This window comes from Candidatus Woesearchaeota archaeon (genome assembly GCA_030651135.1).
Taxonomy (GTDB): Archaea; Nanobdellota; Nanobdellia; order Woesearchaeales; family JACPBO01; genus JACPBO01.
Genome location: JAUSCS010000006.1, coordinates 12,586 through 25,451 on the forward strand (window position 1 = coordinate 12,586; position 12,866 = coordinate 25,451).

General features: G+C 39.3%; 15 protein-coding genes and 3 tRNA genes. 3 read left to right on the plus strand and 15 right to left on the minus strand.

The features are described from left to right. Positions 1-6: 6 nt before the first annotated feature. From Q7J54_00380 to Q7J54_00420, 9 genes are all read right to left on the minus strand, one after another. Entirely contained in the window at positions 7-933 is a 927-nt protein-coding gene (locus Q7J54_00380) for a hypothetical protein (protein ID MDO8740014.1), read from the minus strand. After that, positions 924-2,768 carry a hypothetical protein gene (locus Q7J54_00385; protein MDO8740015.1) on the minus strand — a complete coding sequence of 615 codons (1,845 nt, stop codon included), beginning with the start codon at positions 2,766-2,768 and terminating at the stop codon, positions 924-926. Before Q7J54_00385 ends, Q7J54_00380 begins: the two co-directional genes overlap by 10 nt. Next, complete coding sequence (locus Q7J54_00390; GenBank protein ID MDO8740016.1) at positions 2,759-3,316, minus strand: hypothetical protein; 558 nt, start codon at positions 3,314-3,316, stop codon at positions 2,759-2,761. The genes Q7J54_00385 and Q7J54_00390 overlap by 10 nt, the downstream gene beginning before the upstream one ends. Positions 3,317-3,318: 2 nt before the next feature. Further along, entirely contained in the window at positions 3,319-3,708 is a 390-nt protein-coding gene (locus Q7J54_00395) for a hypothetical protein (GenBank protein MDO8740017.1), read from the minus strand. Then, on the minus strand, positions 3,693-4,100 hold the full coding sequence (locus tag Q7J54_00400; GenBank protein ID MDO8740018.1) for a hypothetical protein: 408 nt from the start codon (positions 4,098-4,100) through the stop codon (positions 3,693-3,695). The genes Q7J54_00395 and Q7J54_00400 overlap by 16 nt, the downstream gene beginning before the upstream one ends. 520 nt (positions 4,101-4,620) lie before the next feature. Beyond that, positions 4,621-4,992, minus strand: a complete 372-nt coding sequence (locus Q7J54_00405) for a hypothetical protein (protein MDO8740019.1) — start codon at positions 4,990-4,992, stop codon at positions 4,621-4,623. Between the two features lie 110 nt (positions 4,993-5,102). Continuing rightward, positions 5,103-5,225 (minus strand): hypothetical protein, encoded by a 123-nt coding sequence (locus Q7J54_00410; GenBank protein ID MDO8740020.1) that lies wholly within the window; start codon positions 5,223-5,225, stop codon positions 5,103-5,105. 132 nt (positions 5,226-5,357) lie between these two features. Further along, positions 5,358-5,459 (minus strand) — tRNA-Val (locus Q7J54_00415). A 360-nt stretch (positions 5,460-5,819) separates the two neighbouring features. Beyond that, a tRNA-Ile gene (locus Q7J54_00420) sits at positions 5,820-5,938 on the minus strand. A gap of 346 nt (positions 5,939-6,284) precedes the next feature. Here Q7J54_00420 and Q7J54_00425 point away from each other — a divergent pair. Both Q7J54_00425 and Q7J54_00430 read left to right on the plus strand, forming a co-directional pair. Next, complete coding sequence (locus Q7J54_00425; protein MDO8740021.1) at positions 6,285-6,740, plus strand: hypothetical protein; 456 nt, start codon at positions 6,285-6,287, stop codon at positions 6,738-6,740. A 130-nt stretch (positions 6,741-6,870) separates the two neighbouring features. Beyond that, entirely contained in the window at positions 6,871-9,249 is a 2,379-nt protein-coding gene (locus tag Q7J54_00430) for a PQQ-binding-like beta-propeller repeat protein (protein ID MDO8740022.1), read from the plus strand. A gap of 178 nt (positions 9,250-9,427) precedes the next feature. On the opposite strand, the gene Q7J54_00435 is transcribed toward Q7J54_00430, so the two are convergent. From Q7J54_00435 to Q7J54_00460, 6 genes are all read right to left on the minus strand, one after another. Continuing rightward, positions 9,428-9,838 (minus strand): PIN domain-containing protein, encoded by a 411-nt coding sequence (locus Q7J54_00435; GenBank protein ID MDO8740023.1) that lies wholly within the window; start codon positions 9,836-9,838, stop codon positions 9,428-9,430. After that, a complete protein-coding gene (locus Q7J54_00440; GenBank protein MDO8740024.1) occupies positions 9,835-10,059 on the minus strand; it encodes a hypothetical protein in 225 nt (74 codons plus the stop codon). Before Q7J54_00440 ends, Q7J54_00435 begins: the two co-directional genes overlap by 4 nt. Positions 10,060-10,973: 914 nt before the next feature. Further along, the gene (locus Q7J54_00445) at positions 10,974-11,192 is read right to left on the minus strand and encodes a hypothetical protein (GenBank protein ID MDO8740025.1); all 219 of its coding nucleotides are present in this window, start codon (positions 11,190-11,192) and stop codon (positions 10,974-10,976) included. Positions 11,193-11,261: 69 nt separating this feature from the next. Next, positions 11,262-11,501 (minus strand): hypothetical protein, encoded by a 240-nt coding sequence (locus Q7J54_00450; protein ID MDO8740026.1) that lies wholly within the window; start codon positions 11,499-11,501, stop codon positions 11,262-11,264. A gap of 249 nt (positions 11,502-11,750) precedes the next feature. Next, on the minus strand, positions 11,751-11,927 hold the full coding sequence (locus Q7J54_00455) for a hypothetical protein (protein MDO8740027.1): 177 nt from the start codon (positions 11,925-11,927) through the stop codon (positions 11,751-11,753). A gap of 312 nt (positions 11,928-12,239) precedes the next feature. Beyond that, on the minus strand, positions 12,240-12,392 hold the full coding sequence (locus tag Q7J54_00460) for a hypothetical protein (GenBank protein MDO8740028.1): 153 nt from the start codon (positions 12,390-12,392) through the stop codon (positions 12,240-12,242). A gap of 243 nt (positions 12,393-12,635) precedes the next feature. Here Q7J54_00460 and Q7J54_00465 point away from each other — a divergent pair. Further along, positions 12,636-12,745: transfer RNA gene (locus Q7J54_00465), tRNA-Phe, on the plus strand. Positions 12,746-12,866: the final 121 nt, after the last annotated feature.

Sequence of the window (12,866 nt, forward strand, 5' to 3'; positions counted from 1 at the left end):
ACATAATTATCCTGTACAAGCTGCGCTGTACGTGCTCAGATGCCCGCTGTCAAGCTTGAACCAGCTATAACTGCTCGCAGTTTCATTCACAGTGCAGTAAGGCAAAGTTGAATTGCTGAAATACAAATAATCCACCCCGCTTCTTGCATAGATCGGGATTTCCTGGGCGCTGAACTCCCCTAAATTGACAAGGCTCTCTATCCCGCTTGCATCTGAATTGAATTTTCCCTCCAATCGCATTAAAAAATTAGGAGCTGTTATTGACGCAATGTAGCGCGAATTGAGCAGATGGCCTATCAGCTCAGCATCGCTGAAATAAGTTTCATTTGACCTGGCAATTGTGTTCGTAACCCTTCCATAGCTGTATATATTGTAAAGCGGATCCTCAAACCCCTCAATGCCTATTTTTGTTGTGACATATTTTGCATTGCTCCACTTGGCTGTGTTCCTTTCATCAGCTATATTCAATGTTATGTTAAGGTCAATGCCGACAAACCACGGCTCTTGCTGGTAAATTTTAATTTCATTTACTGTAAAATCCATTATTATGCCTATTTTTCCGGCTTCTGCCTTTATTTTGTTCATCCAGTCAACAAATGTCGAGCCTTCCATGATGTTTATTTCTGTGCCGTTGTAGCTCCCGTTAATCATCAGCTCGCTGAATGCTGAGCTGGCATTTGTTATAAATGCGCCGCGCGTTACAATAAACTGCTCCATCCCGAGTATTGACCTGAATCCTGAAATATAAAGCCCGCGCCCCATGTCCTTGCCAGCATCGTCTATGAAGCTGTTCATTGTGCTTATCCTTGTTTCCACTACTGCCATCCTGTCCCTCAGCTTATATCCGCTGATTATCGAAAAAGAAACTAAAATTAATCCGACAAGCAGAATAGCTATTATTGTGAAAAATATGGCCTTCTTCTTCAATGCCATACTCTCACCTCAACTGTTGTCGGGCCCCATAAGCTTGGAACATTACCTATGCTTATTGTTTCATTGTTTATTTCGACAGCGCTGACACTGCTGCCCAAAATATTTCTCAGCCTGCTTACTGCATCAGCTACAGCTTCGTCTTCTGTTGCAAATGTGCTGCCATATCCGACAATCGATGGAACGAGAATCCTATAGCTGAACAAAGTTTCATTTAAGATATAGCAGATGGGACAGACATCTGACAGGCTTATTGCATTCGTTCCATTAAACAGGTAATTCGGATCAATGTAAAGCGAAGATGGCGTTGCGCCAGGCATTGGCGTCTTGAAAATCTGATGGCCATTGACTATTGCAGTCAAATTGCTGCTTTCAAGCTCGACCAGGCTGAGGGAGGCATCAACCACGCTGTCGCCGTCAAAATATTTCTGGTACAAAACATTTGTGCTTTTTTGCGTCATAAACTTCTCAGCAACCAGCAGATCTATCTTGCCGTACTGCAGCTTTTGGTCATTCAGGTCATAGCTGTATTCAACATAAGATGACTGGCTTGGGTCATTTTGCGGATCAGAGTAAAGCACTGTGCTGTCATCGCCCCAGAAATCATTGTCCGGGAAACAATTTAAATAAACAGCAATTGTGTTTGTTCCGTAGCTTAAGTTGTTCGTTATGTCATATGTTTTTTCAAAATCGCAGTTATTGTTTGTATTGCATGGCGGGTCTGTAAGATCAAGCGTCTTGTTGTTTACATAAATTTGTATGTTGTCTTTGTTTGCTTTGTTGTAGATGCTTTTTCCGTGGATGTAAAGCGTTGCGCTCCTGAAGCCCATATACTCTGGCTTCAGCAGGGGCATTATCGCCCATGCGCAGCTTTCCGGCTGTCCATGAGCCTGGCTTTCTATATTGTCAAAATAAGCTTTTTTTGTTACCTCTTTGCTCACGCTTCCAATGTAATCTGTCTGATATTTCACAATAAGATGTGTTCCGGGATGAAGATGAGTGTGCCATGCTGCCTGCGCATCCAATGTTATTCTTATTTCATTCCATCCGCTTTCAAGGCAGCTTAATGGAATTTCTTTCATGCCGAAAAACATATGCGTATCAGGAGTTGTTCCGGCATCCTGGTAATCAAGCTGAATAAAATCATCCTTGCTGTATTCACAGCCATTAACCTTGACATTGTTTTGGTTTGACTGGCTTGTTCCGTAATGCATTGACCAGTAGAAAGTTGCATTTTTTATATTGGTTGAATTCAGGTAAATCTTTTTTGTTATGAAAACCTTGTCTGTGGAATGCGCGCTTCCCTCTGGCTCAAATGCAAAGACTTCAGTGACGTTCTTTCTCACTTTTGCAGCATTTGCTCTTGCATTATACCCTTTTATTGCAACATTTTTTGCAATCCCGGAAATTATCTTCTTCGCGCTTACCAGGCTGATGCTGTAATTTGCTGTTCTGTCATAGATCTTCTCTCCGCCTATATAAAGCGCATATCCTGTGTTATTCTCAATAAAGCTGTCAATGATGTTTTTTGTCAGGTTTGCGGCTTTGCCGCTCTTGTTTGCAGACCAAAGCTCGCCGATCTGCTCAACAATGCTGCTGTTGAGGTCGCTCACATCATTGCTCGCAATTAAGCTCTTTACATAAGTATTGTTGTCCTTGATTTCGTAAATCTTCAATTCAGACAAAGCGTTCAGCAGGTCATACGGCAGATATTCAGCAGAGCTTTTCGGAATATCGCGGATGTAAAAAGATGATGATATTATTATGCCAAGGATAATTATGCTTGAACATATCACGGCATCTATTGTGAAAAAAATACCTTTCTTTTTTAATTCCATGAATAAACCACCATTTTCAATAAGCTCGAATTGTAAAGCACAATCCTTTCAACCTTTGCAATATTTTTTGCCATTGTATTGCTCATATTTACCAGGCATTTTGCATTTCCAACAACCCACGGCCCGGTTATATTCACAACTTCAATAGTAACTTGCGGGCTGCCGATTCCGCATGTTTCATTAAGCCTCGGCACATTGCCGTACTTGTCCTCAAAAAAAACAAAGTAATCGCTACTTATTCCAAGAAGAAATTTTGACCTGCTGTAATCCAGCGCGGCAAATGAATCTATCTTGCTCTGCTTCAGCCTGTAATTTCCGTCTGTAATCCCTATTCTGTTGACATCGAATGTGCTCCAGTTTGCAGGATATCCTTCCTCTATCAGGGAGGATGAAATTGCCTTGGCATCGAGCAGCAGGTCCTTTATCGCATTTTTATTCTCAACAGATATGCTGCTTGCATACTGATAGTAGATGATCATTGTTATTGCAAAAAGGGCGATAGCTATCATGAAATCCCCATACCATGTTTGCGCTTTTTTATTATTCATCTTTAATTTATTTGTACAATGCCGCCGATTTTTTTTATTGTATTATTCCCTTTGGCCAAAGTTCCGTTTGCATCAGGAAGCTGAAGCACATAGTCATAATTAGCGGATTGCGCAATAAGCGTTCTTCCTGTTATTGAAAGAGTATAGTCTGCTATCTCAAGCCTTTCTGGAATGTTAAATGTTCTCATATAGCCGTCATTGACAATAGAAGCCAGCACAATCTCATTCTGGACCTTATATGCGACATCCTTCAACAAGATAAACTCCTTCTCTGTATTGAATTCCTTCATCTTTTCTATTGAAGAAACAAGGAAAATCAGCAGGATGATAAATCCAATGCCTACAAAAACAATGAACTCCGCTGCCACCTGGGCTTTTATGTTCCAACCCATACATAATCCCCCCTCGCTTCAACAACAATGAATTTTATTCCCTGGCTGTTGTCTATGCTGCCCATCATGTTTGTGGCTGCAACTGATGTTATATCTGTCATGCCATTGGCAGTCGCAACCTTGAATCTTATCTCTCTTCCGCTGAAGCTTATCTCTTTGACATTTTCAGGCATATAGAGCTTCAATGTCATCTTTGACGGTTCGCCCATATAATAAACAGAGTCAGCAGCATCAGTTATCTTTTTTGCGATCTGGTCAGCTTCGCTAGTTGTGATCTGGTCTTTTGTGGAAGCGCCCTGCTTGTAGAAGATTACAATGAGAGGGATCAGAACAAGCGCAACAAAGCCAATGATTATCATATACTCTGTGCTGGCCTGTCCTCTTTTTTTCATAAAACACCTCTGTTAACAATGTCATTACCATTTTTAATAAAGCTTTCGGTTTTGTAAAGTGAAATTTTAGACCTCATAGCCGCACGCCACCACATTGGCTCTGACGGTCAAATCTCGCTTTGCTCGATTTGTCCTACTCGCCACCCCGTAAGGGACAACCCCCGGCTCGTCAGCGCCGACGTGGCGTGCGGCGAGACAGAGAATCTGCTTTCGGTTTTTAATGAGATCGAACATTAAGTCTGGCGGTGTTATTCGCAGAAATGATGTTCCTGAATAATAAATTGCCAACAGCTAAGAGGGAAAAGCACAGGTATATGAGCTTTAAGCTGTGATCCTTAAATAGTAATCTTTAAGCTTTTATCTGTAAGGCATCACATCCCATCATTGTCCATTTTTGTATGGTGTTTGTGTACAGCATTTACCCTATACGCAAATCACAGATTTGGCATAAGACAAATCCTGCACGCCCATGCTTACCCTCAAAACTGCCGGCAATCTTACCTATCTGAGATAGATAAGCTTAATCGCGTAATTGAGTTGTCCAGTTTGTCATCTGTATTTTATTATCAAGCTGTACTTTTTCAATCTCTAATTTCTCCATTTCATCCTCTATTTCAAGCTCATCGAGCTGAGCTGTCATTTCTTTCTCATCTTTGTCTCTGAAGATATAGCTTCTTCTTTTCTCAAATAAAGAGCTTAAATGAGCCAGTTTGCTCCGTATATCATTAACTTTAACTATTGCTTCAGCCAATGTTATCTTTTCTCCATTAACTGCTGTATCCAGGTTGGTTTTTTGCACCTTAATCTTTAGCTTCCTGATTTCTTCAATTTTGTCGTCGATTTCTACAGACAGCTTCTTTGGGTCAAACTTCGTTTTGTCAAAAACCACCATTCATAGGCTGGTGAAGTGTTGCTTCGTTTCACCGCATCAGGTGGTTTTTGAGCATGCTCAGAATTTTCATGATTCATACAAAAGAAGCAAAGCTTGCCACCAATCACAGACTAGATGGAAAATTCCGACATTTTGCCCTCTTCCGCATAGATGTTTTCTTTTCTCAGCAATATTAGTCTTGCTAATTTGCTTTTTTCTTTCTTTAATTTGCTTAATGCTTCTCCAAGTTTCATGTTATCAGCCTCTCTTAATTTACATTTTGTTATAAACAACTTACTTAAATAAATGGTACGTATGTTTTGGTGGGTGTAAAAACATGCCCGCAACATTTAAATATTAGTTATGTTTTATAGTGTATATTAGTGCGGGCGTGTCGGGATTGCCAGCCCCTGATATTAAAAGGGCTTTTGAACCCGAATCTATCCGTGAGTCAGACAGATGCTCTTTCCAAACTAAGCTACACGCCCTTTACACTTCTCTTTTTGGTCTAAATAGATTAATATGGCCGGTCGGTTATCTTTATCTTTAGCCAAATAACAGTACAATGCCTGGCCTTTTTCCAAACCACATCCAATCGCAACTAACTTGTTGATAGAAATACTCAAAGTAGCTCTTTTTTGGGTTATCTTGCTTTTCCAGCCTATGTTTTGGAAAGTTATTTTCATTTTCAATTATGTCAAGAACCACCCGTCAAAGACGGGTGGAATGTTGCTACGATTCACCGCATCAGGTGGTTCTTGATCATGCTCAAAAATTTCCATAAGCGAAAAAAGTTGGCTTTCAGCCACCAGTTAAAAACGGGTGGAAAATTTTTGACATATTTACGGCGCCGAGGGAGGGATTTTCAGCAACCCCTACAGTTAGCATTTGAACCCTCATAGCGTTGTGGGTTAACGCTAACTGGATCATAAGTCCAGCGTCTTAAGCCAGACTCGACCACCTCGGCTTTACCGATAATTTTATATATTAGTTGAACAATACTTTCTTTGTGGGTTAACGCTAATTGTTTTGAGTCTAGTGTCTTTGGCCATTCTCGGCCATTTTACTCTTTGTTTTTTATATGTCGTGCAGTAATTTATTAATTACCATAGTTGGTAACCAATATAGAGAACAATAAATATGTCAAAAACCACCCATCATAGACGGGTGGCATGTTGCTGCCATTTGTAGCATTAGGTGGTTTTTGAGCATGCTCAGAAATATACCATAATCACAAAAGAGATTTGGACTTCGTCTATCAGTCAATCATAGACTGATGGTATATTTCTGACATATAAATCTTTCGGTTCTTAATGATGGTTATGGAAATGCACCCGGCAAAAAGAGAAAAAATAATACACCGTAGGATTATTGAGTTTCTTAAAAATAACCCTAAGGGTTTGACTATGACTCATATAGTTAGGGGTACGAAGTTTTCTAGAAAGGCTATTGAGAAGCATTTGGAGATGCTGATTCTTGAGAACGAGATTTATATGAAGCAATTTGGAGTTACAAAAGTTTATTACCCCAACCACAGAATCCGGCACCTTGATTTTGAAAAGCTGGATTATAACAACAGGACAATATGGTTTGATATTTTAGAGAATGAATTTGGGAGGTATCTTTTGATACAGAAAAATAAAAAAGTTGAAAATGAATGGGTTCATGAGCATTCCATCACCATACCTTTAGAGCAGAGCGAGGAATTCCTGAAAGTTTTGGGCAGGATACTGCATTCGCAGAGAATGGAGAGGCTGATTAATAAATAAAATTATTTTCTATCGAAAACCACCAGTCATATGTTTAAATTGTGTTTTTAACTAATAACTATTGCAGAATAGAAATTTATATAAATTAGGATCGATTTAAGCAGAATATAATGCATATCGGGGTGGTCTGGTGAGAAAAACAATAGTTTCTTTAGCTTTATTAGTGCTGATTATGTTGAATGTTAGTTTTATTTTGGCTGATGACTGGCCCACATTCGGGCATGACAGCGCAAGAAACAGCTGGGCAGTTTCTTTTGCTCCGGATTATGATCTTTACAGCGCAGTTGGGCTGACAGACAGCATTGCGCTTACAGCAGGTGATTATGTTGAGTCAACTCCGGTTATAAAGAACAATGTGATGTATGTTGTTGCAGGGCAGCTTGATGCCAATAATATTTTTACAACAGGAACGCTTTATGCATTCAGCCTTGCAACAAATGCCAAGATATGGTCTGTTGATTTTAATTTGAGCAGCCCTAAAGCCACCCCTACAGTAAGTGATGACGGCCTGACAATATGCCATGGCGGAGGCAATATATTTTATTGCAGAAACACATTAGACGGAACAGTGATTTGGATCCAACCAGACAAATTGGGCGGCTCGTTTGAATTCTCACCTGTTATCAGCAATGGAAGAGTTTGGGCAACAACAAGAGGCAGGCCGAGCATGATTTATGCTTTCGACATCAACAATGGAGATATACTATTAAGCAAGACTGCTTGCACTGTTTGCGGTGATGCGATGTATAGCCCGGCTTTGTCAGGAGGAACGCTTTATTTTAGCGGAGAGAGCATATCTCAGTCATCAAGCGGCGCAGTTGCAGCCTTAGACGAGACTGCAATAACAGGATCTGACTTCAAGTGGGTTTATTCGCTTCCATCAGGAATGAACATAAGAAATACGCCTTCTGTTCACAATGACAAAGTTTTCATAGGAGCTGAAAATCCATATGGCATAAACGGAAAAGGCTATTTGCTTGCTTTGAGCACGAAGGATGGCAGCCTTTTATGGAAGACAGATCTTCCTATTATTGGCCAGCATTTCATCAATAGCATGCCTTCTGTTTACGCCAATAAAGTAATAATTGCATCGAGAGACGAGTCCAATAATAACCACTATGTGTTTGCGTTCAACGAGTCATCGGGAGAAGTATTATGGCAGTCTGAAGGCATAGCATCCGGCATCGGAGGCCCTGTTTCTATTGCCGACAGCAAGGTGTTTGTCAGCGGAGCTGATTCAGGTAAAATCAATGTTTTCAGCACACTGAATGGAAAATTATTATGGAGTGATACGGCATCAGGAGATGTTTATTCCACCCCTTCGATTGTAAATGGCATTGTTTATACAGGCACAACATCAGTTGGAGGCACAAATGTCATTGGGTTGTTAAAATCAGACACAACATACGAAGGCAGCATTACGCTTAATTCAGGCGCTGTAACAACAATAGATGCAAGCGCAAATTCTGATGTTATAGTGGAAATAACTCCGAATTCACAATTGCTGAAAAGCGTATCAGGCAATATCAATATTTCAGAGTTTTTGCAGCAGACAGATCTGGCAGTTGGAGTGTCGCAGCTGAACAAGTACGTTGAAATAAAAGCGGATACTGCAATATTGCTGGCTATGGCCAATGCAACCATAAAAATATATTATACAGATGATGAGCTTGCAGCTGCAAGCATCGATGAGAGCAGCTTAAAGTTATATTCTGTTGCCACTAACGGCAGCTTAACTGAATCAAAGGATACCGGCGTGGATAAAGTGAATAATTTTGTTTATGGCACAACAACGAGCTTCAGCTCATATGGCACAGCAGGAACTGTAAAGGATTATGATAATGACGGAATAGCAGATTCCAATGATAACTGCGTTAGCGCAAGTAATGCTGGTCAATCAGACTCAGACCAGGAGGGTGTAGGAGATGCATGCGACAACTGCCCTGGTGCTGCCAATCTAGACCAAAGAGATACTGATGATGATAAACTGGGAAATGCTTGCGATGATGATGACGATAATGATCGTGTTCCGGATATTGATCGTGTTACAAATATCTCTGATAACTGTAGGATTGTGGCAAATGTAAACCAATCAGATGTTGATGGCGATGGAATTGGTGATGTATGCGACAACTGCATTGCTATTGCTAATGCAGACCAGTCAGATACAGACAAAGATGGACATGGAAACGCCTGCGATATCTGCAAGACAATAATCGGAGGTTATGCTGATGCAAGCAGCAATATCAAGGATATGATAACTGCAATAGATAACGCTATAATGGCCAAAGGAACAAAGAATACGCTTACAGCGAAGCTTGACGGAGCAGTTTCAGCATTAGGTAGAGACCAGATTACTAATGCGATAAGAAAGCTAGACTCATTTAGCGATACGATTTTTAGACTTTCAAATCAGGGAAAACTGGGAAGCGGCTCTGAGTCAAATGAAGGAGCATACACTGATCTGTTCAGATGCACTGATGCCATAAAGGGGCAGCTACTTACATAATAGGATTTTTTTCTTATTTTTTTGTATATTTAACTTACATATTGGGATAGTTTATTTAAATTTAGTGTTTATTTTATGATTATTTACTTACATATTAAGAATAACTACATTATCGTATTGTTTCTTGGCAAGCACTGTGAAAGTAAAATGCAGGAATTTTCCATTGCAGGTTTCAAATTCATCCATTCACAATTTTTATCAGGTCTTCAGTTGAATATACCCTTACTTTATCTTGACATTTTAGCTTCTTGTCATTAGACCAGATTCCGCAGTTTAATTTCAATGCTAAGGCAAGGTACATTATATCTTTTTTATCTGGTGAAATTTTTTCTGCTTCATCCATAAACCCAGAATATTCTTCATTTGGAACAATGGCAATTATATCTTTCAGCATATGCATAATTTGTATGAATTCTTCCTTTGTCCTTGAAGTCTTCTTTGATATCTCTTCTTCATATTTTAGGAATTCTTGCATAATGAATTCAGGGGTAGACAAAACAATCCCCTCTTGGAATAAGAGTTCTGCGGTAATGCTGTCTTTAATCAGGGCAGAGAACAGTATATTTGCATCTATCACAAGAAGAATCATCTTGCCTTGTGCCTTTTCATTGCGTTTTCGCTGACCTTCCTGCCTAGATCTAACGCTTCCTCCTGAGTTAGAGTGCTATCTTTTGTAAATTCTTTGAATTTCTCCAACATAGATAGTTTTCTTTTTATTGCCTGCCGGGCTACTTCGCTCCAATTCATCTCTGGAAAAGCGTCCATCTCGTGTTTTATATCTTCTGGGACAGCTAAAGTTATGCTTACCATTTTTGTACCTCCAACATATTACGTTTGATATGTGTAATGTGTTCATATATTTAAATCTTCCGCTTTGTCAAGAACCACCCATCAGAGATGGGTGGAATGTTGCCATCATTTACAGCATTATGGTGGTTCTTGAGCATGCTCAGAAATTTTCCACAATCTGAATGGAGATTGGCTCTCAGCCACCAGTTTTAAACTGGTGGAAAATTTCCGACATTTTAGAAATTGCTAGCTCTAGCCAAATCAACCTGCTGATGTAGTTTACTTACATATTAAGCCAAAAATAGAAATCTTTATATATAGACTACTTACAAAGTAGTATTGAGTAAATTGAACGCCGCAGAAAAAAAGGAGGTAGAGCAATCTGGAAATAGAGGCAACGCTCTTCATGTTAGAAGGCTTGTAAAATTCTGCAATATTCTTGTCATTTTGATCTTGGTTTCTGTTGCTTTGTTCAGGCTCTTTGTTTTAATAAATCCTTCCATAACAGGATTTGCAGTTGTTCATGGAGAATATTCGCAGGATCTCAACCTTACAATAAGGCAGAGCTCTGAGCAGGCTGTTGCGCTGCAGAATCCAGGGGAGCTTTCTTCTTTGAAGATAAGCGGGAATGTGATCGGAAACGGAGTTGTCCGGGTTTATTTAAAAGTCAATGATGAAAAATACTTAATTTTTGATAATAGCTTGGAAAATAAAAATAATTTAATAACCGGAAATGTTGTTTTAGAAAATTTAACTGATGAGGGCGGGCAATATATTGAAAATACAACGCAGCACTTAAACCAAACTGAAAATATTACAATAAACAATCCGCCAGTATGGATTTCTGAAGCTTCATCATTTTTAGTTGATCAAGGAAGCTTTTTAACCCTTAATCTGAGCAATTATTTCTTTGATGCTGATAACGATACAATATCTCATCTTAGCTCAAGCAACGAGAATTTAGACGTTGTTATTGATAATTTTATTTCTTTGATGACTGTAATGCCAAAGCCTGAATTTTCAGGGAACAGCTCAATCATCTTATTTGCAGGCGACGGAAAAGAGCTTACAACAAAGGAAATTACAATAATCGTAAACCCTTCTGTTATTACGGGCTTTGAATTTGAATGTGCTGAAACATGCTTCTTAAACAATGTAAGCGCAAGCGAAATATCGTTGATCGCCGAATTGGAGAATGCTAGTTTAGTGATTTCTTCAATAAATTACAATGTTTTTGAAGCAGTCTTGAACGAAACAACAGGCAATGTTTCCAATATGACGAATGAAACAATCCCTGCTTTAGAAACAATAAACATCACAATTAAAAAATTCCATAAAACCGAGGTTGAAAATAGTTTCAAGGCCGCTGAAAACGCAGAGTTTGAGCTTGAATTTGTTAATGAGACTGAATTGATTGAAAAAGGCAGATCATTAAACAGGAAAAACTTTGATAAAAAACTCAATAAATGGATTGCTGAAAACGAAACAGTAGAAGCGAGTGTTATTTACAGCTCAAACAATGAAAAAGCCAGCTTTGATGTTGAGATTGAAGAATTAAGAGAAGGCAAATTCTCCTTCAATGTTGTAAAACCAAGGCAGTTCAGGCCAGGGCTTTACAGCTTGGAAGTCAATTTCACAAGAAGCGGGGAAACAACAATATTCAGCCAGGATTTCACATGGGGAGTTCTGGCCATAAACACGCACAAGTCAATTTATCTGCCGGATGAAACAGCAAAGCTTGGAATCGGTGTTTTGGGAGATGCGGGAAATGTTATTTGCAATGCTAAGTTATGGCTTGAGATAACTGACCCTTCCGGAACTAAAACAATGCTTTCAACAGAGAATGGCGGAATAACAGGAACTCCTGACTGCCATAAATACGGCGACAATATTCTGCCGGATTACATTGCGGATTATGCTGTGAATGTTCCTGGCATCTATATTATGAATTTGACAGCAGAGACTTATAATGGCATTAGAAATCTAATGGATAATTTTACAGTTATGCCTTCTGTTGACTTTGACATTGAAAGAATCGGACCGACAAGGATATGGCCGCCTGCTGCGTATAATGTGGGCCTTATAATAAAAGCGAATAAGAATTATAATGGCGCAATTGTTGAAAAGGTTCCTCTATCATTTGATATAAGCAATGTAAGGATCGAGGTTGTGGAAGAAAATGTTACAACAGCAGATATAACTCAATTAAATCTTGAAGCAAAGTCTTTAGATTTAGATAATCTTTCAAGCTCATCTTCTATACGCCTTGTCACAAACTCAGACCAGTTGAATTCTGGAAATCTGTCCATTACATCTTTGACTTCTGGCAAGACCGATATTGTTATGTTTGACATTTTATCGAACAAGAGCGCATATAAAGAAGTATATAAATCTTTTGAGGAAAAAGAAAACGGATCCCTCAATCAAGTAAAGTTATCTGACCAAGACAATAATGAGGTTGATGATAAAGTATATAAATCTTTTGAAAAAAATAAAGAAAACGGATCTCTCAATCAAGTAAAGTTATCTGCCCAAGACAATAATGAGATTGATGATAAAGTATATAAATCTTTCGGATTTTTTCAAGATGGTGTAAAGCCGCGGATGCTCAATCAGGTAGAGCGCTTGCCTGAAAAGCAAGTGTCTGCTCAAGACATGCGGGTTCAAAACTCTTACTCTTTCGGAGATGAGAGTCCCGTCCGCGGCGCACAAAATTCTGAAAACAGCATAACAGGCAGAATAATAGAGCTAATTAAAAATCCCGAAGCGGATATTATCGAAGCCAAAAAAACATCCCTTAACCTTGCTGCTCCTGATTTCGCGGTTGT

Excerpts from the sequence above, each read along its gene's own strand:
- Q7J54_00380 (MDO8740014.1), bottom strand. The coding sequence starts at position 933 with ATGGCATTGAAGAAGAAGGCCATATTTTTCACAATAATAGCTATTCTG.
- Q7J54_00385 (MDO8740015.1), bottom strand. The coding sequence starts at position 2,768 with ATGGAATTAAAAAAGAAAGGTATTTTTTTCACAATAGATGCCGTGATA.
- Q7J54_00390 (MDO8740016.1), bottom strand. The coding sequence starts at position 3,316 with ATGAATAATAAAAAAGCGCAAACATGGTATGGGGATTTCATGATAGCT.
- Q7J54_00395 (MDO8740017.1), bottom strand. The coding sequence starts at position 3,708 with ATGGGTTGGAACATAAAAGCCCAGGTGGCAGCGGAGTTCATTGTTTTT.
- Q7J54_00400 (MDO8740018.1), bottom strand. The coding sequence starts at position 4,100 with ATGAAAAAAAGAGGACAGGCCAGCACAGAGTATATGATAATCATTGGC.
- Q7J54_00405 (MDO8740019.1), bottom strand. The coding sequence starts at position 4,992 with ATGGTGGTTTTTGACAAAACGAAGTTTGACCCAAAGAAGCTGTCTGTA.
- Q7J54_00410 (MDO8740020.1), bottom strand. The coding sequence starts at position 5,225 with ATGAAACTTGGAGAAGCATTAAGCAAATTAAAGAAAGAAAAAAGCAAA.
- Q7J54_00425 (MDO8740021.1), top strand. The coding sequence starts at position 6,285 with ATGATGGTTATGGAAATGCACCCGGCAAAAAGAGAAAAAATAATACAC.
- Q7J54_00435 (MDO8740023.1), bottom strand. The coding sequence starts at position 9,838 with ATGATTCTTCTTGTGATAGATGCAAATATACTGTTCTCTGCCCTGATT.
- Q7J54_00440 (MDO8740024.1), bottom strand. The coding sequence starts at position 10,059 with ATGGTAAGCATAACTTTAGCTGTCCCAGAAGATATAAAACACGAGATG.
- Q7J54_00460 (MDO8740028.1), bottom strand. The coding sequence starts at position 12,392 with ATGTCAAACATAACAATATCGGTCTTGCCAGAAGTCAAAGATGTAATG.